Raw genomic sequence first — 25,361 nt, 5'->3', positions numbered from 1 at the left:
CGATGGGCGCTATCCATCGTTTTGTTTTGGTTGCGTGAGCGCATCATGCAGATAGGCGATCGCACACTCCAGCGTGAAGAGCTGATTGTAGTGGGCCTCGGGAATATTGACCCCCAGTCGATCATGAATGGCGACGACGAGATTGGCGAAATCCATCGAATCAAGATCGAATACTTCACGTAAATCATCTTGATCGCGAGCCAACGCGAGATCGGCCTCGGGCGCGATTTCGCCAATGAGCTCCAGGATGAGCGCTCTGATTTCGGCGTCCGTCATAATTTATCCGGCTCCTGTAAGAGACGCCCGACCGCGGCGAGATACAGGCCGCCGATATGGCCGTCGGTGACCCTATGATCCGCCGCGAGGCTGACGGTGACGAGCGGACGAGTCTCGATGCGCCCATCGACGACCCATGGACGCGTGACCACACGGCCAAATCCGATGATCGCGACCTGCGGAGGATAGATAATGCCGGTCACCGATTCCGCGCCGCGATCGCCGACGCTCGTGACGGTAACAGTGGGTGAAGTGAGTTCGGAGCTGCGCAAATTCCCGCGCCGTGCGCGTTCGACGAGGTCGCGCATGGCACCCATCAATTCGGCGAGCGATTTCTTATCCGCGTCCCGAATTGCTGGCGCGATCAGCCCGCCACCCCGCAGAGAAATCGCCCAACCGACGTGAATGCTCGAAGAAGGAATAAAGGCGCCATTTTCATAAGCGCCGTTGAGCTGCGGTTGCTCGCGCAAGGCCAAGGCCGCAGCCTTGAGAAAGAGCACGGCGGGCAGAATGCGTTCGACTGGGGTTTTCTCGGCGTTGAAGCGCTCGATCCAGGTCAAAGCGGCGTTAAGGTCGACCGTTTCTGTGAGGTAATAGTGCGGGATTTCTCGCTTCGAGCGACTCATAGCGGCGGCGATTGCCTGGCGCATCTGAGAAAGATCGAGGCCTTTTTTCGCCGGGCGTTGTGCGAGCTTTGCTCCGCTCGCGTATGTTTCGACATCGGCGAGCCGGATCGATCCCTCGACGCCGGTTCCTTTCACGATCATTGTGGGGTCGAGGCTCAACGCCGTCGCTCGGCGCCGCGCCGCGGGCGTAATCTTTAGTCGCGAGCTCGGCGCCGTGATGGCCGGCATCGGCGGCGCCTGCGCCAATATCTGCGGTGCCGGCTTCAGCGCAGCGGCTGCGGGTTCAAGGGGGAGCGGCGGGGCGGCGCCGGGCGCGCCGTCGATCTGCGCAAGAACTGTCCCGACCGGAACGCGCGCGCCGACCGGAACGAGGATGTTGGAGACGACGCCCTCCAGAAAGATTTCTACCTCTATCGCGCCCTTTTGCGTCTCGACCACCGCGACGACATCCCCGGATTTGACGCGATCGCCAGGCTTCACGAGCCACTCGACGAGCGTGCCGGCCTCCATGTCGGCGCCGAGCGCTGGCATTTTGAACGCGCTCATGACGGACGGACAAGTTCGCGTGCTACTGCGACGATCGTCGCTACTTGCGGCAGGCAAGCGTCTTCGAGATGCGCCGCATAGGGTATCGGCGCCTCTCGCGAGCATACGCGCCGCAGCGGCGCGTCGAGTTCGAAGAAAGCTTCTTCTGCGATGCGCATGCCGATTTCGGCCGAAATCGACCCGCTGCGCCAGCCTTCGTCAATGATGACACAGCGCCTCGTCTTTGCGACTGAGTCGAGAATGGTCTTCGTGTCGAGTGGCCTGAGCACGCGCAAATCGATGACTTCTGCATCGATCCCCTCAGCAGCAAGCGCGTCCGCCGCCTCCAGCGCCTTGAACAGACTGCCGCCATAGGTGATGAGGCTTACATCTCGTCCGGCGCGACGCAATTTCGCATGCGCGATATCGACCTTCTCCATGTCCGATGGAAGATCGCCCTCCATATTGTAGAGCATGACATGCTCGAAAATAATCACAGGATTGGGGTCCGCGAGCGCGCCCTTCAACATGAAGCGCGCATCCTCGACTGTGGCGGGGGTCAGGACGCGCAGTCCAGGGATATGCGCATACCAGCCCTCGAGGCTGCGCGAATGCTGCGCCCCGACGCGTCGCCCGCCGCCGGTGGCCATCCGAATGACGAGGGGGATCGCGAACTGGCCGCCCGACATATGCGGAATGGTGACGGCGTTGTTGAGAATCTGATCGAGCGCGAGCAGGCTGAAATTCACGGTCATGATTTCCACGATCGGTCGCATCCCCGCCATGGCGGCGCCGACCCCCGCGCCGACGAAGGCGCTCTCCGAGAGCGGCGTGTCACGAATGCGCTCCTCGCCAAACTCCTCAAGGAGACCCTTTGTCACTGCGTAGCAGCCGCCATAGCGGCCGATGTCCTCGCCCATCAGGAAGACGCGTGAATCAGAGAGCAACGCCTCGCGAAGCGCCTGCTTGCAGGCCTCGCGATAGGTCATGCGCGTGGCGGCGGCGTTCGCTTGCGGTGTGTTCACGACGGGACCGCCTCCATCGTGACGAAGCGTTCAACCTCCGAAACCGGTTCTAGACCGCCGGCTTCCGCGAAAGCGACTGCGGCCGCGATTTCCTTGTCGACCTCCTCTTCAATCGCCGCAAGCTCTTCGGGCTTGATCAAGCGATTGGCTTCCAACCAGGTCTGGAAGCGGACGATCGGCCCCTTTTTGCGCCAAGCTTCGACTTCATCCTTCGAGCGGTAGAGTTGCGCGTCGAACATTGAATGCGCCCGAAAACGATAGGTTCGGCACTCGAGGAAATAGGGGTCGTTTTCGCTGCGAATTCTATCAATGGCGTTTCTCGCCGCGCTTTCGACGGCGACCACGTCCATGCCGTCTACCTTCTCGCCAGCGACTCTGTAGCCCGACGCCTTATGCACGAAGTCGATATCTGCCTCCGCGCGCTCGACCGCCATGCCCATGGAGTATAGATTATTCTCGCAGACGAACAGGATCGGAAGCCGCCAGAGCTTGGCCAAGTTGAGCGTCTCGTGGAACTCGCCCTCGTCCACCGCTCCTTCGCCAAAGAAGCAGGCCGTGACAGTGGATCGTCGCTGCATCTTGTCGGCGAGCGCAACGCCGAGCGCCAGCGGCAGGCCTCCGCCGACGATGGCGTTGCCGCCATAGAAACGGCGCGCGCGATCAAAAAAATGCATGGAGCCGCCGCGCCCGCGGCAGCACCCGTTCAGTTTACCCATCATCTCGGCCATCAGGCACTTCGGATCGACGCCGCGGGCGAGCGCCTGGCCATGTTCGCGATAGGTCGCGATAACGGCGTCGTCTTGCGTCAGCGCCTCCATCACGCCGACCGAAACGGCCTCCTCGCCGTCGTAGAGGTGAAGAAAGCCGAGAATCTTTTGCGCCTGATAGAGCTCGACGCATTTGGCCTCGAAATGCCGGATGCGGATCATCGCTTTCAAGAGATGAAGCAAGTGGACGTGATCGAGATGCACTTTCTTGGTCATCGCTCGTCACTCTCCAGCGTCGAAAGATCGCCTTCCGGCAGGCCGAGCTCGCGCGCCTTGAGCAAGCGCCGCATGATCTTGCCGCTACGGGTCTTCGGCAGATTGGCGCGAAGCTCGATTTCTTTGGGCGCCACGGCGGCGCCGAGCCTTTTGCGGGCGTGTCCGAGCAACTCCTTGCGCATGGCTTCGTCCGCCGGAAAGCCAAGCTTCAAGGCGACGAAAGCCTTGACGATCTCGCCGGCGATCGGATCCGGCTTGCCGATGACCGCCACTTCGGCGACGGCCGGATGCTCCATCAGCGCGCTTTCGACTTCGAAGGGGCCGATGAGATGGCCCGAGGATTTGATCACGTCGTCGGCGCGTCCGACGAACCAGAAATAGCCATCATCGTCGCAGCGTGCGAGATCGCCGGTCAGATACCATTCGCCAGCGAAGCATTTTCGATAGCGCGCTTCCTCGTGAAGGTAGCCGCGCATCATCGATGGCCAGCCGCTTTTGAGCGCGAGTTCGCCTTCTTGGTCAGTATTGACCGTTTCAACCCCGCCGTCGGCCTTCCGCCGGACTATTCCCGCCTCGATGCCTGGCAAGGGCCGGCCCATCGAGCCGGGCTTGATGTCCATGGACGCGAAATTAGCGATCATGATGCCGCCCGTTTCGGTCTGCCACCAATTATCATGGAACGGCAGGCCGAAGGCCTCTGCGCCCCACACCACCGCCTCGGCGTTCAGCGGCTCTCCAACGCTGGCGGCGAAGCGCAAGGCGGAGAGATCATAATCCTTCAAGGCGTCCGCGCCGAGCTTCATCATCATGCGGATGGCGGTGGGAGCGGTGTACCACACGGTGACCCGTTCCTGTGCGAGCACGCCGTACCATGTCGGCGCGTCGAATTCCGCCTCGACGACAATATTGGTCACGCCATGCGTGAGCGGCGCGATGACCCCATAGCTCGTTCCAGTCACCCAGCCGGGGTCCGCCGTGCACCAGAAGCGGTCGTCGTCATGAAGATCAAGCGCATAGAGTCCGGTCGCGTAATGCGTCACTACGGCTTCGTGCACATGTACGACGCCCTTGGGACGGCCGGTCGTGCCGCTTGTAAAATGCAGCAGCGCCGTCTCTTGCGAATCGGTCGGGGGTATTTCGAAGGCGTCGGACGCCGCCTGCATCAGCTTGCGCCAAGAGCGCGTTCCTTCGCCGTCTTGGTCAGCGTCGACGAGAATAACGCAGTGGAGCTTGGGCAAGCTCCCGCGTAGCGCTTCGACCTTGCGCCGATAAAGCGTTTCGGTCGTGACCAGGACGCGCGCATCGCCGATTTTCATGCGGGTCGCGATCGGCTCTGGCCCGAATGCGGAGAAGAGCGGCGTGACGACGCACTTCATCTTCAACGCGCCCAGAACGGCGACGTAAAGCTCCGGAACGCGGCCGAGCAGAACGAAGACATTGTCGCCCGACTTGACGCCCATGGTTTGTAAGGCGTTTGCGAGGCGATTGGTTGCGAGGACCAGTTCGCGATAGGAATAATCGCGACGTTCTCCGGTCTTCCCGATCCACCGCAGCGCTGTGCGATCCGCGCGGGGACCGTAGGCATGTCGGTCCACCGCCTCGTAAGCGATGTTCAGACCCCTTCCCTGCGGCAATCCGCTCAAGCCTTTGCGCGCCGCCTCCCAGTTGAACGCGGCGCAGACGGCGCGATAGTCCGCAAGGTTTGGCGGAACCGCAAAGGAGGCCGGATCCTTGTGGATCGTCGCATAACGGGCAGCATTATCAGAGGCGCGCATCTAATGTTTCCCGCAGCCGCCACGCTTCTTCTTCCATCGTCCAATATGCGGCGTCGATCAGAGGCGTTATCGCGTCGGACTTGGCCAATTGAGCTTAAGCAACAGATCTTTGATGGGCAAGAACCCAAGGGGCGGTGACAATGCCGCGCCGCCATGGGCCATAGCGACGCGGCTATCGCCTGATCAATTTCTTCAGCTCCCTTAACGGCCGGGTGTTTATGACATCGTCAGGCTCCAACCAGCCGCGACGCGCTTGGTCACGCCATAGCGCATATAAGCAAGGCCGGCGGTCGAATGCGCATCCGTCGAGATCGCTATTTTCACGCCCAAATCCTTCGCAGCCATTGACGGCGACGTCTGTCAGGTCCAGGCGGTCGGCTCTGCGTTAAGCTCCAGGCAGCAACCGCGCTCCTTGGCCGCCGTCATCACGCGACCCAGGTCGATGTTATAGGGTTCAGCAAATTAAGCGCGCGGCGCGCGATCACAACGCGGCTCGACGTTTATCGATAGGAACAAGACACCGCGGAGCAGGGAGCAAGGGACAATGCCAAATCGTCAGATTTTTGGTCTCGTCTTGCTTGGCGTCATGGTCTGGCTTGGCTTTGTCGTCGTGAAGCCTTTCCTCACGCCCCTGGTGTGGGCCGCCATTCTCGCGTATGTCACCGGTCCATATCACGTGAGAATCCGACGCGTCTGCGGAAATCGGCCATCCCTTGCTGCAACGATTGCGACGTTCGTCCTTATGGTGGTTCTGGTCGTGCCAGTTTCGTTTCTCTTGATCCGATTGCAAAGCGAACTCGCCGACGCCTACAGGGAGATGTCGACAAAATTCGCCAGCGAACCGCTTGTCTTGCCTAAAGCAGTCACCAACATCCCCATCCTTGGCCCTGCTCTCGATGAGGCGGTGACCCAAGTGTGGAACGATCCGGAGCTTCGGAAACAGCAGGTGAAAGATTGGCTGGAGCCCTGGGTGCGGGAACTTGCCGGGATCATCGGACAAATTGGGCGCACATTCGCGCAACTTGCCATCACGACGGTTACCCTGTTCTTCTTCTATCGTGACGGAGAACGGGTGTTGGAGCAGATTCGCGGAGGATTGCGCAAAGTTGCAGGCGAGCCGGCGGATCAATATTTCAAAGCCGTAGGAGATACGACGCAAGCCGTGGTTTTCGGACTGATTGTCAGCGCCTTGGCGCAGGGCCTCATTGCCGGTATTGGCTACGCATTTATCGGCGTTGGACCGCCAATTCTGTTAGGCGCGCTCACGGCTGTAACGGCCTTGGTGCCATTCTTGGGCACTGTGGCGGTCTGGGGACCGATCGGTTTATGGCTCCTATTCTCCGATCGGATTGGCGCTGGCTTCGCGTTGCTGGCGTGGGGGACTTTCATCGTGAACCCGACAGACAATATTTTGAAGCCGCTATTGATCAGCAACGCGACGGACGTTCCACTCGTGATTGTCCTCTTCGGCGTAATGGGCGGGTTGCTCGCGTTCGGACTGGTCGGACTATTCTCGGCCCGCTCATTCTGGCCGTCCTTTTTGCAATTTGGCGCCAATGGTTGGCGGAGGACGGCGATAGCAGTAGAAGCTCTGGATTTGGCTCGAAGCAGTAGAAATTGCTCTCGATGATCACGACCAAGTAAGAACATCGGCTGCGTTGTCTCGCCGCTTTCTCGCGACGCTGGAATTAATCCTCCTCGTCGTCAACGGCTTCAACGAATTCGATCGCATCCCGATCGCGCATTCGCAACACGCCGTCGAGTTCGATTTCATTGGCGGAACACTGCAACAGTCCGGCATCTTCGAGCTTTTCGATATCGGGCAGATCGCGCAGGCTTGCGAGCCCGAACGCCTCAAGGAATCGCTTCGTCGTAACATAGGCATAGGGCGCGCCCGCTGTCGGCGCGCGCGGCCCGGCGGCAATGAGGTCCAGGCTTTTTAACTGGCCGATGACGTCGCGGCTGATTTCTTTGCCGGCGAGTCGCGAGAGTTCGGCGCGGGTGGCTGGTTGCAGATAAGCGATCGCCGTCGCCGTGAGGAGTTCAGTCGGCGTCAGCGCCGGCGGTCCGGCGTCGCGGGCGCCGTTGTTCAAGACGCGAATGGCGTCGGCGTAGCGCGGTTTGGTGCGCAGTTGATAACCGCCGGCGACAAGAACCAGTTCATACGGCCTGGCGCGCAAGTCGTCGCGAATGTCCGAAATCAGCTCATCGAAATTGCAGGCGCGCCCGACGAGTTTGCTCAGCGCCTCTCGCGTGATCGGCGTCGGCGAGGCGAAGATCGCCGCCTCGACACGGCCCATCCACTCACGCCAGCGCATCGCCTGCGGCAGATCGGACAGTTCGGGGTCGAATAGCAGGCCGCTCCCCTGCTCCGATGTGCGACGATGCGGCCGCGCGCGCATCTCATGTTGCGCGTCAGTTTCGTTGCGCGGCGCCTTCATCCACCGCATGTCGACGATCCTCTCGTCACAGTCCGTAGAGCCGAAAATTTGCGCGGCCAGTAAGTTCGCGCACGGCGCCAAGTTCGCTGAGTCGATCGAAGAGCCGCCGCGCGGCGCGATCCGATAGCCCCGCCGTTTTCGCGGCGCGCGACGCAGAAACGCAATCATCCGCCAGCAGAAGATCGACAACGCGCGTCGCCTTTTTCGCGCGCAATTTTGGCGCGGCGCGCAGCAATGTTTCCGCGCGTCGCGACAACTCGCCCGCCAGCGCATAAGTCTCTTGCGCCGCCCGCGCATACGCCCGCATCACGCTTAGGGACCAATCGGCGTCGCCTAGCCTGGGTCGGCGCCCCAATGCGGCGCGGATGTTTCCTGCGCCGCTCGAAACATCGGCGGCGCTGTTGGAAGCGCCGCCAGAGGACGCATTTCGCACTGAAGGATGCGCGATCATCGTTGCGAGCAGCGGCAGCGGCGCGTCCCATCGCAGCTGTTGCGCCAGGACGAGATCGGCGAGCCACAAAGCGAAAATCTCGACGTCGATCGGGGAAGCGTCATTCAGCACGCGTAGCGTTTCCGCGCTAACGCGCGTCGCCGCGGCAAGCGGCGTTTCACCCATTGTCTCATGCGCAGCGGCGATAAGCGCATCGCAGTCGATGTCGGGCGGCAGGTCGAGACAATCGGCGGCGACACGCAACACGCGCGCATCGAACCGCGTTGGACGTGTTGCGAACAGGCGCCACAGCCGATGCAGGCGTGCGCCCGGGCTCAGTGCGGCGTCAACGCCGGCAAGATGCTGCGCGTCACGTAACGCGCCCTCATCTTCGCGGAGACGCGCAAGGGCGGCGCTGGCGGCGCCGGCGCGCAAGGCGAGGCGATGACGCAGCGCGCCGGCGAAAACGGGTTCGTCGCCGCCTCCCCCGCCGCTTTTGCCGACGCTCAAAACATCGCCGGAGTCTTTGCCGGCGCACGATAGATCGGCGCCAGAGCAACGGGCGGCGTTCGGAGCCGCGCCCAAGACGGAAACGCCTGGATTTCTTTGGGAATTCTCGTATCTGTCAAGCGCGCGCAGCCTCTTGATGCGCGCCGTTTGCGCGCCCCAGTCGACGACGATTGCGCGTCAAAAACGGCGGCCTAATCGATTTCCAGCATCTCAAAATCGTAATCGAAAGCGGCGCTTTGTCACTCGATTTCACGCCCGATCCGCCGCGCTTGTCGTCTCTCCCGCATGTCCGATAATGTGCGCATATCGGATGCATTTTGCGGTCGATTAATCGCACAAGTTTAGCTTCTGACTCTCAAGGTAACCGAATGAACAGATTGGTGGCGGTGCCCGGCGCGTCCGCCACCCTGTCAGGCGTTTTGACCGGCTATGCGAGCGAACGTGAAAATGCCAATGGTTTCAGTCGCGGGATCGGCGGTAGTGGACCTCCGCTATTCTTCTCCGACAACCTCAGCTCGCCTGCGAACTTGAATCGATAAGTGGTTAGCATCCGATTTTAAACTTGGACCCCTATCACAGCTTTTGTTAAGCTCTGCAGCAATGGTCTCACCGATCGTATCCGCTGCGCGCCGGACCGGATCGGCGTCGAGATGCGCGTAGCGGTTAGTCGTCGAAGCCTGCATATGGCCGAGGAGCTTGCCGACGATTGGCAAGCCAAGCCCTGCTCCGGCGCCGACACTGGCGAAAGAGTGGCGCAGGTCATGAATGCGCAGCCCCGGAAGAGTGGCGGCCTCCGTCACTGCCGCCAACGGCTTCTTGAGATCCGCTCGCGGCAGACTCGGGTCCGCGCCAGGTATGACGCATTCTCCGACCCGCTCCAGCGAGCGCAGCACCGCCAGTGCTGGCGCGTTAAGGAAGATCGTTTTCTTGCCGGTCTTGGAATCGGGCAGGAGCAGCAAGCCCCGCTCCATATCGACATGTTCCCAACGAAGGTGAAGAATTTCGCGCAAGCGCGCGCCGGTAAATAGCAGGAGCCGTAGCGCCGCAATCCCCTCTCGAAATCGCCGGTCGTTCTCAAATCGACGAAGAGCTTCTCCGAGCCGCGCCAACTCCTCCGTCGTTAGGAAGGGCTCCCGCCGCGCTTCTGGAAACCGCTCAATCCGAGCAGCGGGATTACATCCATCTGCGACTAGTCCAAGCCGCTCCGCGAAGAATACATGCTTGCGACCGCGAGCAGCCGATTGGCCTGATACGGATGGTCTCGCATCGACAAATGTAAACGCGCGAGTTCGGACCGGGCGAAATCATGCGCCTTCCGGGGCCCATGTTTGGGCAAGACATAGCGTTCTATCAGGCTGCGGTAGTGAGCCGCCGTCGTGCCCTTCCGCTTCGGGTCGATGTGCTCGGCGAGAAATCTCCTTGCCAGTTCGTCGACAGTGATTGCCGCTCGCTCACCACGACGTTCTTCTGCAGGGTCACTGCCGCGACGCACATCGGCAAGAGTTGCCTGAGCCAACCCCCTCGCCTGCTCCGGCGTTAAATGTCCGAACCGGCCCACCGCGAGAAAGCGCTTCCGACCCGCAATGCGATATCGGACAAGAAACGTCTTTGTCCCTGACGGCTCAACCCTAAGCCCAAAGCCTTTCAACGTACTGTCCCAGACTACATAACGTTCAGGCTCAGGCTGCGCCGTGTCGACAATCCGCTTTGTCAGCTTCGCAATCCGCACTATCATCGGGCTTCCTTTGGTGACCATATGGTGACCACCAGAAAGAATATCGCCGACGGCAATGGGAAAGCACCTCGCGCATAATGTCAATTATAATCAGGATATTATCGCAGAATGGCGTAAGAACGGATAGCGTAGAATAGCCATGGGTGAGACTCTTAATCAGCGGGTCCAAGGTTCGAGCCCTTGTGCGCCCACCAATAAAATCAGAGATTTGAGGCGCTATCAGGCGGAACGTCGCGAGAACATGCGACCGCGTACGAGGGGTCGCAAAGTCGCACGTGCGACTTTTGTTCGATCGACAATTTTCAAAGGCGGGATTGCTGCTTCGCGTTTCGCGATCGCTTCCAGTAGCGCTTGCCGCTCATTGGGGCGGAACCGCGCCGCCGCTGCTCCCGTCGGCTTTGGCTCTGGTGATCTGCAAGGCCGAATAATTCTCGCTGGCATAGTTCAGCAATTCGCGGCGTCTGGCGCGAGGCTGTCCAAGGCGTGCATTTCCTCTTCGCTAGACGCCGTAAGCCCTGAACTTTCGTGAGCGCTGTTCGAAGAAAGCGTCACACCCTCACCCCTTCCTTGTCGAGCCGCCGGGACAAATCCTATAGATCGGATTGTTCTTCTCAAATTGCTCTCTACTCGCAACGCATTGCCGAACGCGTTCAACAATTCGAAGATCAAAACATTGCACGCTCATAGGGTCTGAGCGAAATTCGGCATCGATAAGATCTGCCCAGAAGAATTACCGCAACGACGAGCACAGCATATGAAGGCAACGAGGTCATCATATGGGCGGGCTCGGCGAACGGAACGATTACGCTGCCAACTCCGACAGGCAGAGGTCGACCTCTCTTGATGCGCAGCACATGCGCTTTTACGCTAAGTTCAGCCTCGGCGAACGTCGAGCCTCTGGCGGGCAGCGCGCTTGGAACGGCTATCCTCCCCGCCGGTGCCGGCAAGTGGGCAAGATTGAAAGACACCGGATTTATCAGCAGCACTGGCTTCGTGTCGCGATGGATGATCGTCGCGGCCGGCTAAGATGAAACAAAGCTCAAAGGAGAAATGAAATGAATTTGAATGCGCTTTCTTGGGCGGAGAAGCGGCCCACGCGGGGGGCGGCAGCGAAGCTGGTTTTGATGCTGCTGGCGACTGATAGCGGCTCTCCGGAAGCGGTTTGCTTCCCTGACGTCAATTCGATCGCGGTGCGTGCCAACGTGCCGGTCGAAGACGTCAACGCCGCCCTTCTCGACTTCAAAGAGACGGGGTTAATCGTCGAGTTTCTTCCGGATTTCAAGTTCATCGTCTTGATGTGCGGGTCGGAGTCTATGGGGTTGGCGGCGCAGCCTGTAGTTGAGGGCGGGGCGACGTCCAGAGGCTGAACGATCCGCTCCCTCGGGGGCGGAACCCGCGGCAGGCGATTACGCCATGTTGCCATCTAATTCTCCGTGATCCATGGTAGCGATAGACTCATCACGAAAATCATAGGGGCAAGTAATGTTGAGAAAGTTGAAAGCTTCGATTAGGGCGTTTCTTCGTAAAACCCCATATAAGATCATTCGCGCTGCAGATTATAATCGCTTTGAGGCGATCGAGGAAACGCTCAGAGCGCTCAAGCGACGAGGATACGCGCCGAAGGTCGTTGCGGACGGCGGCGCAAATGTGGGCAGTTTTTCGCTGCTTGCCGATGAGATTTTCGGGCCGAACCTGAAAATTCATATGTTTGACCCTCAGCCGGCCTGTGCGCCAGCGCTTGAATCCTTGGCTACAACAAAGAGGGTTTGTGTATCACGCTGCAGCGATGAGCGCGAAGAGCGACGAAAACGTGCATTTTGTGGTTGATCCTGTCGCGGTAACGACAGGCGCTTATGTTGAAGAGTTTGCGACTCCTTCAAGTGTCTCGGTTCCGACGATCGCATTGGACGATGTCTTTGCAAGTTGGTTGCGGCGAGATGATCGCGCACTGCTGAAGCTCGATTTACAAGGATGGGAGCTGGAAGCTCTGAAGGGTGGCCGCGAATCTCTGCGCAATATCGAGGTCGTGCTTATCGAAGTTGCATTTTATGCGAAATCCTATCAGCCGACCATAGCTCAATTAGTTCAGTTTTTTGATGATGCTGGTTTTGAACTTTACGACATCGCTTCGATATATCCGAGGCCTCGCGATAACAGGCCGCGCCACGGCGATTTTGTTTTTGTGAGAAGCTCAAGCGCTCTTTGCGAAGATAAGGCTTGGGCCTGACGCGCCAGCGCCTGCGCAACTGACAGACGGGCCGCCTCCCGATCGACTGACGCTGATATCTGTGCAGCGCGCCGCGCCGCGAGCCGGCGCGCATCATCGTGCCTAGCCTCCCACCCGCCATGCCGGGCATATCTCTGCCGCGCCTGTGCGCCCTCGCCCTGAGCATAGCTCGACTCAAAACTGCTAGAACGGCCCCTGACCCTGAATTGACGCCCCTCCCGCGCGCCTAAGCTGGCGCAAATCAGGAGGGCGTCCGATGCCTTGGCCGAAACAATCCGAGTGCAACGCGTTCTATGGTGATCCGCGCGGGCGCAACGGCCTGGCGAGCGCGTCGTGGGAGGCGAAGAACCTCACCTATGTCACGCCGCCGTTCCCGATCTTCTTTCTCGGCAAGTCGATGCGGCTGCGCGTCCACAAAAAATGCGCCGACGCCTTCATGGCGTGGGTCGAAGCCGTCTGGTCCGACGCCGGCAAGGACCGCAAAATCATCAAAGACTGGGGCATGGACAACACCGCCGGCGGCTATAATTTCCGCGCCATGCGCGGCGGCAGGACGCTGTCGATGCACACCTGGGGTTGCGCCGTCGATTTCGACGCGCCGCGCAACGGCCAATATGACCGCACGCCGCATTTCGAGACGCTGCGCGAACAGGTCGTGAAGCCGTTCCTCGCGCTCGGCGGCGTCTGGGGCGGCGACTGGGACGGCGACGGCGACAGTCTCGACGAGCGCGCCTGCGACGGCATGCATTTTCAATTCGCGCGGTTGGGCTGAGCGATGTTCGATCTCGCAAAGCTCATCGCCTGCCTGATCCTTTTCGCCTTTGTGGCGGCGATCGTCCTGCTCGGCGCCGGGGTGGTTTTCGAGCTGGCGCTCGAAGCCGTTGCAAGCCCGCACTGAACCCCCGCCGGGCGGTTTCCCGGCTCTGAAAGGAGAAACATATGAGACTGCTTGCATTGTTTGGCGCTCTTGCGCTGGTCGCCACGCTGTTCGTCGCGCCGGCTTTTGCGCTCGACGGCCAGCCGGCGCTTGAGCCGTTCTGCTGGATGACGGTCGCCTTCGATCACATCGCCGCTGTGTTCCGCGCGATCTTCGGCGGTCATGTCTCCATCGGCGCGCTGATCGGCGTGACGCCCGCCTTCGCGCAGGAAGCCGCTGACGCCGCGGCGCCCCCGGCGCGCCCTGGTGGTCGTCGATGTGGGCGATGGTGGCGACGCCGCTGGCGATCTCCGGCGCCGCGTCGGCGCTGAGCGCGGCCTTGCCGCAGGGCGCGCGCGGCACCTGGTGGGGCTTCGGCCGCAAGGTTATCGACGCCGTCGCCTGGAACTGGGGCAACGCCGCCAACGAGCCGAAGGCCTGATGGGCGCTTACGGCCCGCTCATCGCCGGCGCGGCGCTCGTCGTCGCCGGCGTCGTCGTCTACGCGCTGCGTCGCTACGTCTACGGCAAGCTCGCCGAAGGCGGCGCGGCGGCCGAGCGCGCGACACGCGCGCAAGCCGATCTCGCCGTCGCCAAGCGTCAGGGCGAAATCATGGCCCAGCATAAGGACGTGGAAAATGTCGCCAAGGATCTTGACGCAGGCGGCTTTTAGTCTCGCTTTTAGCCTGGCGCTTGCGGCCTGCCAGTCGACGGGCGGGGGCTGTCCGCCGCTCGTCGCCTATTCGCTCGAAGAGCAGAAAAATGCAGCCAAGCAGCTGCGCACGCTGCCGAAGAACTCGCCGCTGGCCGCTATGATCGTCGATTACAAAAAGACCCGCGACGCCTGCCGCGCCGGCGGCGCGCCAGAACCCGCGCAATGAACTTCGACCCCAACATGCTGCCGGAGCTTGTCTCGCGCGCCATGTGGGGCGTCTTCGCTTTGCTGGCGACCGAGCTGCTCGTGCGCCTTTTCATCTGCTTCATGCGCGAAACCGAGAGGCCGCCGTGGTGACCGTTCCAAATTTGACCCGCGACGACGTTCGCACCGCCATGATCGAAGCGCTCAAGAGCGAGGCCGGCGCGGCGGTGCTGGCCGAGGCGATGGCCAAGAAGCTCGAACTCACGGCGGGTTGGCGCTGCCACGATGCGGGAGAGCGCGCCGAAATCCGCAAGAATCAGGAATTCATCCGCGATTTGCGCCTGACGGCGCGTCGCGGATTTCACCATTTTCTAGCCCGGATGCTCACCATTTGAGGCCTGGCGCTGCTTTCGTATCTCGGCGTCAAGAGCGAATTTTTGAAATAGGAGCCGAATGGGCCGTGGTGATTTTGTGCCAGGTTGCGCGTGCGCGTCCAACCTTTCCCAGGAGACAATCAATGAAACGCCTGCTTCTCATCTGCGGCCTCGCGCTTCTCTTCGCCGGGAGCGCCGTCGCCCTCCAGCAAACGCCCTATGACGCGCATTCCCGCATGCTGGTGGCCGATGGCGCTGGCGGCCTCGACTTCGTGCCTCGGCCGACCTATCGCTATTCCGGGGTCGCCTTCACGCCCGTCGCGACGCCGACCGACGTCATCCAGATCCAGGGGTCAGCGACCAAGACGTTGCGGGTGACGAAAATCCGCATCGGCGGCGTCGCGACGGCGCAGGGCAACATGCCGGAGCAGCTCGTGCGGCGCTCGACCGCCGGAACGCTCGGCTCGAGCCGTGCTGACGGCAGTGACGGGCGTCAAGCTCGACACCACCGATGGCGCCGCGACCGGCGTCGTGTCGACGGTCGGCACGGCGAATTACACGACACTCGGAACGGCGGTCGGAACGATGGGCGCGACGCGCCTGAACATGCCGGCGGTCGGCACGGGCGCGCAGCCGCAGCCGGTGGAGTTCAGCTTCCAGAACGCGCCGCTGCGGCTGCGCGGGGCGGCGGAATGGCTCGGGATCAATCTCAATGGCGCGGCGGTGCCAGCCGGCTGGCGTCATCGATTATGAGATCGAGATCGAGGAAGACGCCAGCTAAGCGCGACCTGACAAAATCCGTGCGACTTTCGTCTGACTTTCATATGAAAGGCGCACGGGCTGACCTATCAACATATTGATTTTATTTATATTTCCAATAACTCTTAATCGGCGGGTCCAAGGTTCGAGCCCTTGTGCGCCCACCACTCATGCAATCCGTTACGCAAAATTCGGCGCCCGCGGAAATACCCGCAAAATTTGCTGGGGGCAGCTTTAGGGGTCGCTTCTCTCACCCTCCGCTGGGCCCGTCGCTCGCCTCCGCATTCGTGGCCGCGCCCGCCTATGTCGATCTTGAGGATGACCCGAGCCGTCGCGGACTCGTCAATCGGCCGTCGGGCGCCGACGCCAAAGCCGTCGCGCAGACGATCGCAAGGGCTCTGACCGCGGAAAGAACGAGCAGCCCGGAAACGTAACCTCTCTCGCGATCTTCCTCGCCGTGAATTGGGCTCTACAATTTCAAGGGCTTTGGGAGGGCGACGCCAAAACAGCAATTTGGAGATTTGCCATGAGGACGACCTTTCCCCGAACATGTGCGCTCGCGCTTATTTTTTCTGTGACTGTCTCGGCTGCGATTGCGGCGCCCGTTGGCGCCGTTATCTCGGCGTGCGATCGGATGCACGGCGCAGGGCAAACCTGCAATTATGGCATCAAAGGCAATTCTTTGGTCGGATGCACAAACGACGTCGTCTTCGAATGCCCCGCCGACGGGAGCCGCCAATGCACTGGCTCGAAAAACACGAGCGGGAAATGCAACGAAGACGGAACGGCCGCACGGGTCTCTACGCTGAAGGGCAATGAGCTATTGGATTCGCTTCATGCGAAAGATCTTCACCAATCCAAGTAGGGATTCTCTCGACCAAGAAGTCCCTCAATAAGGACTCCCTCAACAATAGAAAAACGCTCCGCGCGTGCATCCGGGCTCGGGGCGTTCTCTCCTATCTTGAGACTCAAAATTGATAGCGCTCGGGCTCGACCCGGGGCATGCAGCGCAAGCGCAGCGGATGGCGCTCGCCGTAGATCTGCGCCGAAAATTTTAAATCGCGTCAGGCGCGCCTTGCGGTAATTGGCCAAGGAACTTCGGTACTTGCGTTGAGTGCGTGTCGAAGATCGGTCCAGAATTGCGCGGACCGATTTGCGCGTGCGATAACGCTGGCGATCGGCGTCCCCAGCTCGGATTGAAAGAAGCTCATGGATCATTCGCGCAATCCCGGATCCCCGCTCCGTCTGAGGCTGGCCAGAGTCTTACTCGGGCTGCTGAACATCGCCCTGCTCGTCGCGGTTGCGCTCGTCCTGCTCCCGCTCGTCACGCCTTATTTCAAGCATGCGGGGTCATACCGCTGGATTGAACATGTCGAAGTCTTTGACGCGCGGATGATCCGGTGGGTCAAGTCGCTGGTCCCGACCAACTTCAAGGGCTATGAGCTGGCGCGTTGGTTTATCGTCGGCGGACTCCTCTTCGGGCGCATGTGGGTCGACACACTGCGGCACAAGGTTTCTACCGCGATCTACCGTACGACGGTGCAGCGTGACTTCGAGGCGCTGCAGTCCGCGGCGCCGGCCGACGCGCGGGTGCTTGCGCCGGTAAAGGAAAAAATGAAGACGATGGATGCGCGCAACCCCAAGAGCCGCGCGGAGTTGCTCAAGGTCATGGGCGACGCCAAGCGTCAGTTGGAGTCGATGGGCCGCGACCTCGCCTTTCTGTCTATCGACGTCGTCGATTCGACCAAGATGAAGCTCGGCGAGGACAAGACATTCATCGAGCATGATTTTCGTGAATACAAGGATCTCGTCGACAGCAAGCTCCGCAGCAACGGCTCGCTGAAGGCGGCGTGGACGCCCGACGGCGTCATGGCCTGCTTTCCCTCGATCGACGCAGCGCTGAAATCCGCCAAGGAAGTGATCGCCGGTCTCGACGCGTTCAACGCCAATGTGAAGATGATCAAATCGAATTTCACCGTTCGTTGCGGCATCAACGCCGGGCACGTTTATTACGACGAGCACACGCCGATGGAGGAGATGAGCGACCGCGTCATCGATATCGCCGGCCATATGCAGAAATATGCGCTGCCAGGCACGATCGCCTGCGCGAAGCAGATCATCGAGCCCGTGCAGCAGCGCGGAGGCTTCAACGATGCAGGCAAGGTGGTGGACGGTTACGAGGTCTACCAATGGACTCCGGCGAGCCGTCTGCAGGACGAACGGGCGATTTCCTAACGCCGCCTCAAACGCGCGATGGTTTCGCGCGCTAACGATGCTTGACGCGACGTTCACGAGCAACCAAATCAAGCTGCGGCCGTCAGGCTCATGCGCCAAATCGCCTGTGGCTCGCTCGGGCCTATTAAGCCTAGCCGTGGAATCCTCATCGCGGATCGGCAAAGTTGAGTAAAGTGGCGGTCTCGGAGCGTTGCGTTTGCGAGTGGGGAGCCATCCGTGGCTTGGCTTAAATGAAATGGGCCTTCTTGCTGAGATCGATCGCCTTGGCGTCGATCTCATTGGCCGACGCCGCCGCTGAGGATGCGCCGACGCGCCCGGAAACGATCAGGAACGCTCCCGTTGCTGCACTGTCGGCGAAGCCGACGATGATCAATCCGGGTCAGTCGGCGACTCTGGCGTTTTCCGCAACGAACGCCGACGTCTGCATGAGTTCAAGCCGCCCGCGCGATCCGAATTTTGTCGTCCACGACGTGTCGGGCAATGTTGTCGTACGGCCCGCCCGCACGACGACCTATACGATAAAGTGCAAGAAAGGCGCGACGTCCAGGTCGCGTCGCGCTGTCGTGACGGTAACGCCGGAACGCATCATCCTTTCCGATATTTTTGACAGCGCGGTTCCTCACGGGCCTGAAACCCGGATCGAAGATGGCGGGCTTCTCGCTCACAAATGGAAGTCCGTTTATCACGGCTATGGTTCGAACTCGGTCGCCCGCCTTTTCGATGGCCAGGCGCTGGCGATACGCCCGAAGGAGTCAAATTCCGGGAACGAAACGCATGCCGGGCTGATCAGCGGGCCGCATCCGTCTTGGCCCGTCGAGATCAAAGGCAATTTCACCATCGAGGCCTCGCTGCACACAGAGAAGCAGTTGCGTCGGCAGAATGCGCCAAATCCTTGGGAAGTGGGCTGGCTTTTGTGGGACTACGTCGACAAAACGCATTTCTATTACCTCATCCCGAAGCCGAACGGCTGGGAACTCGGCAAGGCGGACCCTGCTTATCCCGGCGACCAGCGCTTCTTGGCGTCGGGAAATCGACCGATTTATCCGATCGGAAATCGATATGTCGTCAAAATTGTTCAGGCCGTCACCCCGACGTCGACGACGATTTCGGCATTCGTCGACGGCGTGCTCTTGACCACCTTCACTGACCGAGAAAGACCCTATTCGAATGGGCTTGTCGGATTCTATTCCGAGGACGCCGCAGTGTATTTCCATTCGGTCGTCGTGACGATTCCTCGCGCCTTAGCGGATTATTTGAAATAGGGACGCGCCGCAAGGTCGGGTTCTGGGCGGGTGCCACATCGCGCAGTCCCGGCGTCAGAGGCGGACCCCGGATATGCGTGCAGTCAAAAGGAAATTCCGATTGTCGCGTTGAGACCGCCTTGACGGCGACTCTCCCCGAAGGGGAACAAATAGCCGATTTGCGCAGTCAAGATGCCGTCAAAGGCGCGATAGAAGTCTCCGCCCAGCCATGTGCGCGCGACCAGCGCCGGACCTGCCCCAAAGGCAAATCGGCGGGTATCCGCGCTATCATATGTCGCCATGCCCATTGCAGCCGCCCCGAGCACGACGCGCGAGTCGGCGTCCCAGTAGGAATAGCCAAGCAAACCCACCGCGTTCTGCAGATACCGGCGCTCGCCGGCCCTGTAGGTGCCATAGGTCGCAAAGCTCGTCAGCGGCTGCCATGTCGTCTCATGCGGATAGCTCATGTCTGTCGGTTCGATCGCGCCGGCCGCTCCCGCGCTTGAGGCGCTCGAATAGGCGAATCCGCCGTAGCCATAGCCCCATGACAAGGCGAGCTGATTGAACGGCGCGTTTCGCGTGAAATAGTGCTGCCACTCAGCGCTCACCGAGAAATTAACGCCGTCGAACGGACGCAAGCGCAAACCGAGCCGCGAATAGCTTTCGGTGAAGCGTGTCTGGTCCTGGGACCAAAAGCCGCCGATCAAACCCTCGAGGCCAAATATGTACGGCAGGTAGCGCCCATCGAACCGGATGACCGTTTCAAAGCTCGGCTGAAGCTGATGCCCGCCCCAGCGTTTTCGACGATCGGCGATGCCGTTGAACACCACATTGGTGCGAACGCTCGCATCCGCCTCGACAACCTGCGTTCTGATCACATCTCGATCGCGGGCCGGCCGGGCTTTGAGTGAGGGATCGCTCGACCAGCGGTCGAGCGCTTCCCGAAAGAACTGCGACTCCTTAGAGCGATCGACATAGACGCTCGCATAGCCCGCGTTCAGCAACACTTCGCCGCTGCGCTCGACCGCGAGGCTATTCTCAAAGGCCGCGACGGCGGCGGCATATTCCTTTTGACGCGCATAAAATTGGCCAAGCGTTGACCAGCCGGCAGCGTAGCCAGGATGCGTTTGCGCGAAGTTGACGAGTTCGGCGCGCGCGCGCATCAGATCTCCCTGTTTTTCGTACGCAGACGACCTGGCGGTAGCGATTTCGAGTTCGACCGCCATCCTTTGCGCTGAAGGCAAACCTCCCCGATCAAGCGCTTTCACAAAGTCCGCAAGCGCGCCAGCGCCGTCTCCGAGCGTCTTACGAAGATAGGCCCTTTGCGCATAGGCTTGGCCCGTGGCCTTGCCTCGCGCGATGAGCGCGTTTGACGCCCGTAGCGCCTCATCCGTGTGGCCAAGCCCTGCAAGCGCGGCGATCGTCACGCGAAAAACGGCCTCGTCGGCTCGGGGGAAAGCCTCTGCCGCCCTGCCATAACGCAACGCGCTCACCCAATCGCGAGCGGCCAGAGCCTTGAAGGCCTTTTCGGCGACGAGCGTGTAGCGCGCCTCATCAAGCGCCCGCGTGACGTTGAGCTTCTGATCGGCCGGAAGTCCGTATTTCAAGGCCTGCTCGAAGTCTGCGACGGCGCCGCTCATATCCTTGGCCTGACGCCGCATGAACCCGCGCTGTGCGAGCACCCTCGGGCTTTGCGGGACAGACGCAAGGTAGCGGTTCGCTTCCGCAAGCGCCTCGGCTTTGCGCCCTTGGCGAAGGAGCGCCGTCAAGAGGAGGAGAACAGGCTCCTCCGCTTTGGGATCGAGACTATGCGCCTCTCTTGCCGCACGCACAGCCTCGTCCGGCCGCCCCGCTTTTAGCGCGTCATAGCCGCTGTTGAGCGCTTGCTGCAGGGGCGTCGCCTGCGCGCCGACCGGCGAACCGCCCTGTTCATTCGCGCGTTCCGCCTCCGCAAGCGCGAGTTTTAGCCTTTTCACTTGCGCGGGCTCGAGAGCCGGCTGCGCGAGCGCATCCCGAAAGTCCGCAATGGCGCCGCGCAGGTCTCCAATCGTGCGCCGGGCGTATCCGCGCTGCGCGAGCAACGTCGAACTCGGCGTATTGTCCTTGATGAACGCATCCGCTTCTTTTACCGCTGCTTTTACCTGCCGGGATTTGGTCAACGCCGTCATGAGCGCAAATAGCGGCGCTTCGGCGCTTGGATATTTGGCGCGCAGGTCGCGCGCCGCCTTCACCGCGCGAGCGTAATCGCGTTTCGCGATCGCTGCGTAAACCTCCGCGAGTTCGGCTTGCACAATGCTATCATGCTCAGCCTTGACAGCTTCCGCGAGCGCGTTGCGCAATGGCAGCGTTTGGCTCGGCTCAATGTCGGGCGCGGCGAGCGCGGCTTCGAAATCCGCCGCCGCGCCTTTCAAGTCCTGCATGGCGCGACGCAAATATCCGCGCTGGGCGAGAAGACGCCCGCTCGCCTTATTCTGCGAGATATAGCGATTCAGCTCGTCGAGAGCCGCCTGCGCCCGGCCCTGTCGGCTATAGGCTTCGGCGATAAGCCCGACGGGAGCTTCCGATTTTTTATCGAGTTCGTGCGCCGCTCGCGCCTTCTCTATGGCTTCATTCAGCCGAGACTCGTTGAAGTCCTTATATGCGACGCTCATTGCAAGATCGAAGAGCGCGACGTCGACCGCGGCGGCCTGCTCTTGGGTCAGCGCGCCGCTGTCTCGTGCGCTGCGCAGATCCGCCTCGGCGCCGGCGACGTCCATGAGTCGCTTGCGCAGATGCCCGCGCTGGGCGATCAGCGCCATCGAATGATTATGGCTGACGACAAAGGCGTTAATGACGTCGACCGCCTCGCCGGTTCGTCCCGATTTGTTTAGAATGTCGGCCAGCAGGCGGACGGGCATCTCGTATGCGGGCGCGAGGCTTCGCGCCCGCTGCGCGTATTTGAGGGCGCCATCGTAATCGCCCTTGGCCAGACGCGCGAACGCCAAGGCAAGCTCCTGATAGCCAGGCTGGCCTGGCCGCGGCTCCTCGCGAACGCCGTCGTTGTCACCAGCGCGAGCAGCGATTGGCGTCGTGGACGCCAGCGCCAGCGCCAGCGCCAAAAAGAGGATTGTTGCGCAAGGCCTTCGAAAAACCCGCCGCACGATTGCGCTCCATCTGCGTTGCAAAAAGCCGAGATTCCGACATCGGAATCTTCGAACGCGCGTCACGCGAATCAGGAACAAAACATATTGTTTTTGCTAACCTATAACCGCGAATGAAGCAAAATCGGGCGGGCGCGCCTCGAACTCTGGGACGATGGCTCTTCGCAAGGTCGCCGCATTCCTATGTTTTGCATCATACTAGAAACTTAATTTAAAATCTATACTTAGACCCATGGAGCGCCCAGAAGATTTGTACACGGAAGCCCAACCTTGACCGCATATGCAGGAGCAGAAGCCAAATGAAACTTATGCTGTTAGTCCTCGTGCTGTTTACATTGATATCCCTCGCCGGCTTCATCGGAGCATTCTTTTTTGGCGCGGCGGGAGCTGTCGTGCTGATGGTGCTGGGTTTGTCTATCTCCTTTATCGGAATAGCTTTTTTTACAGGCCGCTGAGATGTCTAAATGTTCATTCGACAGTTCAGAACTTCTAATTTATACAGGTCACTAAACTGGCGACCCTGAGCGGAGCTGAGATGAACGAATTGACAAGCCTCAAGAAAGGCGACATTCGCCTAAGTAAATCAAAACTATGCTGTTTATGCGTCGTTGGCACACGACCCGAAGCCATCAAGATGGGCCCTGTCATCGCCGAACTCAATCATTCGGATTGGGCCTTTCCCTACGTGGTGACGACCGGCCAGCACGCTGATGTCGTTGAAGGAGCCCTAAAGGATTTTGGCGTGGTTCCTTCGCGCCGGCTGGACCTCGAACGTCGAAACGGCTCGCTGAACGAGCTATTCGGCAAGGTGATCGCCGAGATGGATCGCGTGATCGACGAAGTTCAACCTGACTGCTTCATCGCCCAGGGCGACACGACGTCGGTTGCGGTCGTGTCGCTCGCCGCATTTCACAAGAACGTGCCTTTCATGCACATAGAGGCGGGGCTCCGCACGGGAAATCTCAACGATCCCTATCCGGAAGAACTCAACAGGCGAATCGCCGGACTGACTGCGGCCATGCATTTCGCTCCGACCTCAGCGTCGCTCAATAATCTCCTGCGTGAAGGCGTCAATCCTGGCGACTGTCTCGTCACGGGCAATACGGGCATCGACGCCTTGCTGCAGACGGCGGCGCGCAAATTGCCTGCCCCGAAGGGGTTTCCGAATTTGCCGCGAGTCATTCTCGCAACGGCGCACAGGCGGGAGAGCTTCGGGGCGCCCATTGAAAACGCGCTACGGGGCATAAGGGCGGCGGTCGAGCGGCATGACGACCTCGGGTTGTTTTTCGTCAGCCATCCCAATCCGAACGCTCATGAGCCGGCGCGCCGGATTCTTGGCGGCCATCCGCGCATCGTGGTTACGGATGCGATCGACTACGCCGACATGGTCGCGGCGCTGAAGAGATGCTGGATTGTCGTCACCGACAGCGGCGGTCTCCAGGAGGAAGCGCCCGCGCTGGGAAAGCCCGTCCTCGTGCTGAGGAATACCACCGAACGGCCTGAGGCGGTTCGCGCCGGAGCGGTTCGCGTGGTCGGCACAAACTCCGCCGCGGTGTCGAGCGCGATCTCTCAGCTTTGCGACGATCCGGCGCTATACGCCCGCATGGCCGTCCCGGTTTTCCCTTATGGCGATGGCCATGCGGCGAAGCGGATCGTCGCCGCGATGCGTGCGCGACTGGTGCGCGCGATTCCGGCGTTGTCGGCGGCTTAGGCCGCTTCAGCGCTTCGCCATGCCGACGCTTAGCGGCAAGGCGCACAAACAAAAGTCCGACGCGCGCTCAATCTGCCGAACACGCGAGGCTGAAGAGCTTAAGGACGACCGATGTTTTTTGACCTGACCGACGCCACCGTCGCCTATGTCGACGCGCTGGTGGGACTTTTCCTTGTTTTTGGCGTCGCCATTATTCTTTACAGCCTCGACGATGTCTTCATCGACGTTGTTTACTGGCTTATGAGACTTTCAGGAAGGATCCGCGCCGAACGATTTCAGCTTTCTGAACAGGCGCTGCTTGAACAGCGGCAACGCCCCCTCGCGGTCATGGTGCCGGCCTGGCGCGAAGAGGATGTCATCTACGAAATGTTGAAGACCAACGCCGTCCATTCCGCGACGACGGTTTTTTTTGTTGGCGCCTATCCCAATGATGCCGCGACTCAGCTGGAAGTGCTGAGAGCGGCGGCGGAACTTCCAAAAAATGTCCGCCTTGTCATCGGTCCGCATGACGGGCCGACGACGAAAGCCGATTGTCTCAATGCGCTCATCGCGGAAATCGGCGAATATGAGAAAGCCTCAAACATAAAGTTTGAGGGATTTGTGCTCCACGACAGCGAGGATGTGATTCATCCGCTGGAATTTCCGCTGTTCAGCGCGCTCCTCGCCACCTTCGACTTCATCCAGATCCCGGTATACTCCTTCAGGCGCTCGGTCCTTCAGATGACCGCGGGCACCTATATGGATGAATTCGCGGAGTTTCATAATAAGGATCTGTTTGTCCGGCAGCGTCTTACAGGCGTTGTTCCGTGCGCCGGCGTGGCCGCATGCTTCAGCCGAAAAGCGATTGAAGCTCTGAAGTCCTGGCGTCGGGGCGAGGTGTTCGACCCCATCGCTTTGACGGAGGACTACGACGTCGCCTTCGCCATGAAATCGCTTGGCCTGACGTCCGCGTTCGTTCTCAATGAGGCCCCCTATACGCTCGATATTCCGCTCGGGACTGATCAGGTGCAACGGATCGCATCACCGCTCGCGATCGCGACGAGAGAAAATTTTCCGAGCGACTACCGCGCCGCCTACCGCCAGCGTGCGCGCTGGCTTCTGGGAATCGGCTTCCAGGGAGCCGCAAAGCTCGGCTGGGGGAACACGCTTACCGAGAGAATCTTTTTTCTACGCGATCGCAAGGGCATCCTGTCCGGCATTATCGCCGTCGTGGCCTATTTTCTGGCTTTCAACGCTGTTGCGATCCTTGTTCTTGGAAGGTTGAGCGAAGAATGGCTCATCGCCGGCTACGCAATGCTCAACCCGACCCTGCGGCTGCTGTTTTTCGTCAACATCGTCCTGCTCATCAACCGGCTCGTCCAGCGAATGATCTTTGCGACGTCGATCTATGGGTTGGGCCAAGGGTTGATGTCGGCGCCGAGGGTCGTTTTCTCGAACTTCATTAATTTTTCTTCGGCATTGCGCGCGCTCTATATTTTCGTTTGGCGCCACAAAGTGCGCGGAGAACCGTTGAATTGGGACAAAACGAGCCACACCATTCCCGCTCAAAATGCTGAAGCAGTTCGAGCTTAAAT

General features: G+C 60.4%; 29 protein-coding genes. 18 read left to right on the top strand and 11 right to left on the bottom strand.

Features of this window, described 5'->3' with window-relative positions; genetic code table 11:
- Positions 1 to 9: 9 nt before the first annotated feature.
- From HUN39_RS04775 to acsA, 5 genes are read right to left on the bottom strand one after another with little or no spacing between them, the layout of a single operon-like run.
- Entirely contained in the window at positions 10 to 276 is a 267-nt protein-coding gene (locus HUN39_RS04775) for an acyl carrier protein (RefSeq protein WP_175093345.1), read from the bottom strand.
- On the bottom strand, positions 273 to 1,433 hold the full coding sequence (locus HUN39_RS04770) for a dihydrolipoamide acetyltransferase family protein (RefSeq protein ID WP_210266842.1): 1,161 nt from the start codon (positions 1,431 to 1,433) through the stop codon (positions 273 to 275). The genes HUN39_RS04775 and HUN39_RS04770 overlap by 4 nt, the downstream gene beginning before the upstream one ends.
- An 11-nt stretch (positions 1,434 to 1,444) precedes the next feature.
- A complete protein-coding gene (locus tag HUN39_RS04765) occupies positions 1,445 to 2,452 on the bottom strand; it encodes an alpha-ketoacid dehydrogenase subunit beta (protein WP_332310722.1) in 1,008 nt (335 codons plus the stop codon).
- Positions 2,449 to 3,435 (bottom strand): pyruvate dehydrogenase (acetyl-transferring) E1 component subunit alpha, encoded by a 987-nt coding sequence (pdhA, locus tag HUN39_RS04760; protein ID WP_175093343.1) that lies wholly within the window; start codon positions 3,433 to 3,435, stop codon positions 2,449 to 2,451. The genes HUN39_RS04765 and pdhA overlap by 4 nt, the downstream gene beginning before the upstream one ends.
- The gene (acsA, locus tag HUN39_RS04755) at positions 3,432 to 5,210 is read right to left on the bottom strand and encodes an acetate--CoA ligase (protein WP_175093342.1); all 1,779 of its coding nucleotides are present in this window, start codon (positions 5,208 to 5,210) and stop codon (positions 3,432 to 3,434) included. Before acsA ends, pdhA begins: the two co-directional genes overlap by 4 nt.
- A gap of 544 nt (positions 5,211 to 5,754) precedes the next feature.
- Between acsA and HUN39_RS04750 the strand changes: the two genes are divergently transcribed.
- Positions 5,755 to 6,840, top strand: coding sequence for an AI-2E family transporter (locus HUN39_RS04750; protein ID WP_175093341.1), 1,086 nt, complete (start codon positions 5,755 to 5,757; stop codon positions 6,838 to 6,840).
- A gap of 58 nt (positions 6,841 to 6,898) precedes the next feature.
- On the opposite strand, the gene scpB is transcribed toward HUN39_RS04750, so the two are convergent.
- The 4 genes from scpB to HUN39_RS19140 form a co-directional block, all read right to left on the bottom strand.
- Positions 6,899 to 7,660, bottom strand: coding sequence for an SMC-Scp complex subunit ScpB (scpB, locus tag HUN39_RS04745; protein ID WP_175093340.1), 762 nt, complete (start codon positions 7,658 to 7,660; stop codon positions 6,899 to 6,901).
- Positions 7,661 to 7,676: 16 nt separating this feature from the next.
- Positions 7,677 to 8,666 (bottom strand): DUF1403 family protein, encoded by a 990-nt coding sequence (locus HUN39_RS04740; protein WP_175093339.1) that lies wholly within the window; start codon positions 8,664 to 8,666, stop codon positions 7,677 to 7,679.
- Between the two features lie 416 nt (positions 8,667 to 9,082).
- A complete protein-coding gene (locus HUN39_RS19145) occupies positions 9,083 to 9,700 on the bottom strand; it encodes a site-specific integrase (protein ID WP_232365911.1) in 618 nt (205 codons plus the stop codon).
- Positions 9,701 to 9,780: 80 nt separating this feature from the next.
- Positions 9,781 to 10,326, bottom strand: coding sequence for an Arm DNA-binding domain-containing protein (locus HUN39_RS19140; RefSeq protein WP_232365910.1), 546 nt, complete (start codon positions 10,324 to 10,326; stop codon positions 9,781 to 9,783).
- A gap of 1,055 nt (positions 10,327 to 11,381) precedes the next feature.
- On the opposite strand from HUN39_RS19140, the gene HUN39_RS04730 reads away from it, so the two are divergent.
- The 11 genes from HUN39_RS04730 (at position 11,382) to HUN39_RS04690 (ending at position 14,722) form a co-directional block, all read left to right on the top strand.
- On the top strand, positions 11,382 to 11,693 hold the full coding sequence (locus HUN39_RS04730; RefSeq protein WP_175093338.1) for a hypothetical protein: 312 nt from the start codon (positions 11,382 to 11,384) through the stop codon (positions 11,691 to 11,693).
- Between the two features lie 115 nt (positions 11,694 to 11,808).
- Positions 11,809 to 12,153 (top strand): class I SAM-dependent methyltransferase, encoded by a 345-nt coding sequence (locus HUN39_RS04725; RefSeq protein ID WP_175093337.1) that lies wholly within the window; start codon positions 11,809 to 11,811, stop codon positions 12,151 to 12,153.
- Positions 12,113 to 12,553: an FkbM family methyltransferase gene (locus tag HUN39_RS04720; protein WP_175093336.1), complete on the top strand. Its 441-nt coding sequence runs from the start codon at positions 12,113 to 12,115 to the stop codon at positions 12,551 to 12,553. The genes HUN39_RS04725 and HUN39_RS04720 overlap by 41 nt, the downstream gene beginning before the upstream one ends.
- 256 nt (positions 12,554 to 12,809) lie before the next feature.
- On the top strand, positions 12,810 to 13,325 hold the full coding sequence (locus HUN39_RS04715; protein WP_175093335.1) for a M15 family metallopeptidase: 516 nt from the start codon (positions 12,810 to 12,812) through the stop codon (positions 13,323 to 13,325).
- 3 nt (positions 13,326 to 13,328) lie between these two features.
- On the top strand, positions 13,329 to 13,451 hold the full coding sequence (locus tag HUN39_RS19425; RefSeq protein WP_269750302.1) for a hypothetical protein: 123 nt from the start codon (positions 13,329 to 13,331) through the stop codon (positions 13,449 to 13,451).
- A 41-nt stretch (positions 13,452 to 13,492) separates the two neighbouring features.
- On the top strand, positions 13,493 to 13,801 hold the full coding sequence (locus HUN39_RS04710) for a hypothetical protein (protein WP_175093334.1): 309 nt from the start codon (positions 13,493 to 13,495) through the stop codon (positions 13,799 to 13,801).
- Positions 13,756 to 13,911, top strand: a complete 156-nt coding sequence (locus HUN39_RS04705; protein WP_175093333.1) for a hypothetical protein — start codon at positions 13,756 to 13,758, stop codon at positions 13,909 to 13,911. Before HUN39_RS04710 ends, HUN39_RS04705 begins: the two co-directional genes overlap by 46 nt.
- On the top strand, positions 13,911 to 14,141 hold the full coding sequence (locus tag HUN39_RS04700; RefSeq protein WP_175093332.1) for a hypothetical protein: 231 nt from the start codon (positions 13,911 to 13,913) through the stop codon (positions 14,139 to 14,141). Before HUN39_RS04705 ends, HUN39_RS04700 begins: the two co-directional genes overlap by 1 nt.
- The gene (locus HUN39_RS04695; RefSeq protein ID WP_175093331.1) at positions 14,107 to 14,349 is read left to right on the top strand and encodes a hypothetical protein; all 243 of its coding nucleotides are present in this window, start codon (positions 14,107 to 14,109) and stop codon (positions 14,347 to 14,349) included. Before HUN39_RS04700 ends, HUN39_RS04695 begins: the two co-directional genes overlap by 35 nt.
- Positions 14,346 to 14,480, top strand: coding sequence for a hypothetical protein (locus tag HUN39_RS19420; protein WP_269750301.1), 135 nt, complete (start codon positions 14,346 to 14,348; stop codon positions 14,478 to 14,480). Before HUN39_RS04695 ends, HUN39_RS19420 begins: the two co-directional genes overlap by 4 nt.
- The gene (locus tag HUN39_RS04690; protein WP_175093330.1) at positions 14,474 to 14,722 is read left to right on the top strand and encodes a hypothetical protein; all 249 of its coding nucleotides are present in this window, start codon (positions 14,474 to 14,476) and stop codon (positions 14,720 to 14,722) included. Before HUN39_RS19420 ends, HUN39_RS04690 begins: the two co-directional genes overlap by 7 nt.
- Before the next feature lie 271 nt (positions 14,723 to 14,993).
- Here the strand turns inward: HUN39_RS04690 and HUN39_RS19415 are convergent, their stop codons facing one another.
- Positions 14,994 to 15,122, bottom strand: coding sequence for a hypothetical protein (locus HUN39_RS19415; protein WP_269750300.1), 129 nt, complete (start codon positions 15,120 to 15,122; stop codon positions 14,994 to 14,996).
- Positions 15,123 to 15,172: 50 nt separating this feature from the next.
- Here HUN39_RS19415 and HUN39_RS04685 point away from each other — a divergent pair, with 50 nt between their 5' ends.
- The 3 genes from HUN39_RS04685 (at position 15,173) to HUN39_RS04675 (ending at position 18,957) form a co-directional block, all read left to right on the top strand.
- Positions 15,173 to 15,454 carry a hypothetical protein gene (locus HUN39_RS04685; RefSeq protein WP_175093329.1) on the top strand — a complete coding sequence of 94 codons (282 nt, stop codon included), beginning with the start codon at positions 15,173 to 15,175 and terminating at the stop codon, positions 15,452 to 15,454.
- A gap of 1,215 nt (positions 15,455 to 16,669) precedes the next feature.
- A complete protein-coding gene (locus tag HUN39_RS04680) occupies positions 16,670 to 17,695 on the top strand; it encodes an adenylate/guanylate cyclase domain-containing protein (protein WP_175093328.1) in 1,026 nt (341 codons plus the stop codon).
- Between the two features lie 230 nt (positions 17,696 to 17,925).
- Complete coding sequence (locus HUN39_RS04675; protein ID WP_232365909.1) at positions 17,926 to 18,957, top strand: hypothetical protein; 1,032 nt, start codon at positions 17,926 to 17,928, stop codon at positions 18,955 to 18,957.
- Between the two features lie 83 nt (positions 18,958 to 19,040).
- Here HUN39_RS04675 and HUN39_RS04670 read toward each other — a convergent pair whose 3' ends face one another.
- Positions 19,041 to 21,920 carry a bacteriophage N4 adsorption protein A gene (locus tag HUN39_RS04670; RefSeq protein WP_232365908.1) on the bottom strand — a complete coding sequence of 960 codons (2,880 nt, stop codon included), beginning with the start codon at positions 21,918 to 21,920 and terminating at the stop codon, positions 19,041 to 19,043.
- 455 nt (positions 21,921 to 22,375) lie between these two features.
- On the opposite strand from HUN39_RS04670, the gene HUN39_RS04665 reads away from it, so the two are divergent.
- From HUN39_RS04665 to HUN39_RS04655, 3 genes are all read left to right on the top strand, one after another.
- Entirely contained in the window at positions 22,376 to 22,531 is a 156-nt protein-coding gene (locus HUN39_RS04665) for a hypothetical protein (protein WP_175093327.1), read from the top strand.
- A gap of 80 nt (positions 22,532 to 22,611) precedes the next feature.
- Positions 22,612 to 23,787, top strand: coding sequence for a non-hydrolyzing UDP-N-acetylglucosamine 2-epimerase (wecB, locus tag HUN39_RS04660; RefSeq protein ID WP_175093326.1), 1,176 nt, complete (start codon positions 22,612 to 22,614; stop codon positions 23,785 to 23,787).
- 111 nt (positions 23,788 to 23,898) lie between these two features.
- A complete protein-coding gene (locus tag HUN39_RS04655; protein WP_175093325.1) occupies positions 23,899 to 25,359 on the top strand; it encodes a glycosyl transferase family protein in 1,461 nt (486 codons plus the stop codon).
- Positions 25,360 to 25,361 lie beyond the last annotated feature (2 nt).

This window comes from Methylocystis silviterrae (assembly GCF_013350005.1).
Lineage (GTDB): Bacteria > Pseudomonadota > Alphaproteobacteria > Rhizobiales > Beijerinckiaceae > Methylocystis > Methylocystis silviterrae.
Note: the sequence above shows the minus strand (reverse complement) of the source record. Positions and strands in the feature narration are given on the sequence as shown.